Raw genomic sequence first — 2,243 nt, 5'->3', positions numbered from 1 at the left:
TGTGGAATACCCCTAATGGAAGTAGTGTATACTCTCTTCGCTCTTCAGGAACGGGCCACAATGCATACGCTTGGTCTTTCGATTTATCGATAGCACGACCGAACCAACTTTTATTTAATAAATTTATTTTTCTTGCGTAATGGCCAGTGGATATAAAATCAATTCCTAAGAGATTTCGTCGCTCCCAAAGGACACCCCACTTTAATGTACGATTACACTCTACACAAGGATTTGGTGTTTCACCAGTTAGATAACTATGTTCAAAGTATTTTATTACTTCCTCATCAAATACATTCGATAAATTCCAGACTTGTGATGTAGCACCAATAGTATCGCATACCGCTGTCACATCGTTTGCGCTTCCGGTATGGCAACAACCTTTGGCGGTAGCAGGTACCCCTTCCGGTTGGAGACGGAAGTGTATTCCTATCACTTGCAAACCTGCGTTTGCCAGCAGATATGCGGCTACCGAGCTATCGACACCGCCGGACATGGCAACCAGCACAGTGCTTCCCGACAATTTTGCCCGGACTGTCTTGCACCAGCGATCCCGTATCCGAAGGGCTTGATCACGATCATTTTGATTATTTATTTGATTCATATAATTATTTGTTTATCGCTTGGTGTTTAAGCACGACACTAGCTATACGTTGTGCTCCTTCAGTCACATCATCGATGGTTAACGAAGGTCCAAAACTAAACCGGACACATTCGTTGGCTTCCTGCTCAGTGTATCCAATCCCTAAAAGAACACCTGATGGTTTAAGAGCACCACTGGCACATGCGGATCCCGCTGATGCTGCAACTCCCGCCAAATCAAATCCCAACAACAACGCTTCCGCCTCGCAACGATGGAACCGTATATTGACAATCGAAACATTTACTTTTTCCGAAGGTGATACTAACGTAAACTCACAACCAGAGCTTTTTAACACTTGCATAAACTTAGCATTTAACAATGTTAGCTGGTGACGATACATTTGTTGATTATCAAACCATAATTGACAAGCAGCACCAAATCCGACTATCGCGGGTACTCCCTCGGTTCCAGCATGTTTCCCCCGCTCTTGACTCGCTTCGGCAATCCAAGGGGGGAATTCTAAACCAGGACGAATCCAAAGTGCGCCAACCCCTTTCGGACCATTAATTTTATGCGAAGCAACCGAAACCAAATCGACATCCCAAGACAAAGGTGAATCAAGCTTTCCCAGTGCTTGGACAGCATCGGTATGAAACAAAGCGCCATGCTGATGTGAAACGTTACTAAGTATTGAAATATCTTGAATAGAACCAATTTCATTATTACAATACATTAGGGATACTAATTTAGTTTCAGAATTCATCAATTTTTGTAGCTCGTCAGCCGAATAAAAACCAAATCGATCCGGCACGAGCCACTGCACATCCCAACCTGCATTAGCCAATCGTTTGGCAGCATTCCTTACCGCCGAGTGCTCGATCGTTGAGGTTATAATACGACCCTTTGATTCACTATATAAATCATCAACACCTAAGATTGCCCATTGATCAGCTTCCGAGCCACTTGCTGTAAAGTAAAGATTGCTAAGATCCGCTTGTAGGAGCTGTGCGACTTGCGCACGCGCATGCTCCTTTGCTTTACGGGCAGTTCTCCCCTCGGTGTGGAGTGAACTTGGATTTCCCCATTGGGTAGAAAGCGCGGCCGTCATCGCCGAAATCACATCAGGATGGACCGGAGTTGTTGCCGCATGATCCAGATAGATTCGTTTCATAACAATGCTCTCAGAAGACAATTTGTTTTTCTGTAAATGCTTTAATAAACAAATTAAAAGCAACGCTGCGATGAGAGATGAGATTCTTTTCTGCGTTGGTCATTTCAGCAAAAGTCCGTTGACTCCCCTCGGGAACGAACATTGGATCATAACCAAAGCCATTAGTTCCGCGATCTTCTCGAAGTATTGTTCCATTACATCGCCCTTCAAAGGTCCACTCCCCCTTCTGTGTAACGATGGCGATGACGGTTGCAAAGTAAGCTGTTATTGGATCAACTTTATCTTCAATTATTTCTTTAAGTTTTCTTCGATTATCAGTATAAGTTACCGATTTGCCAGCAAACCGGGCAGAGTGCACCCCCGGCTCCCCATTTAATATTTCTACAAACAAACCGGAATCATCTGAGAGCGTTGGCAACTTTGTTAGTTCAAAGTAAGTTCTTGCTTTTAAAAGAGCATTTTCGAATAAAGTATTTCCGGTCTCTTCTGGAT

3 protein-coding genes are annotated in these 2,243 nt (G+C 43.8%); all 3 read right to left on the bottom strand.

Features of this window, described 5'->3' with window-relative positions; genetic code table 11:
* Positions 1-601, bottom strand: a 601-nt coding sequence (locus tag OEM52_14940) for a hypothetical protein (GenBank protein MDK9701430.1), incomplete at its 3' end; no start/stop codon positions are given.
* A gap of 4 nt (positions 602-605) precedes the next feature.
* Complete coding sequence (locus OEM52_14935; GenBank protein MDK9701429.1) at positions 606-1,814, bottom strand: cysteine desulfurase; 1,209 nt, start codon at positions 1,812-1,814, stop codon at positions 606-608.
* The coding region (rdgB, locus tag OEM52_14930; GenBank protein ID MDK9701428.1) for an RdgB/HAM1 family non-canonical purine NTP pyrophosphatase at positions 1,762-2,243 on the bottom strand (482 nt) is incomplete at its 5' end. The genes OEM52_14935 and rdgB, both read right to left, overlap by 53 nt.

This window comes from bacterium, from assembly GCA_030247525.1.
Lineage (GTDB): Bacteria > Electryoneota > JAOADG01 > JAOADG01 > JAOADG01 > JAOTSC01.
The sequence above is the reverse complement of the archived record's forward strand: the minus strand, read 5'-3'. Positions and strand labels throughout refer to the sequence as shown.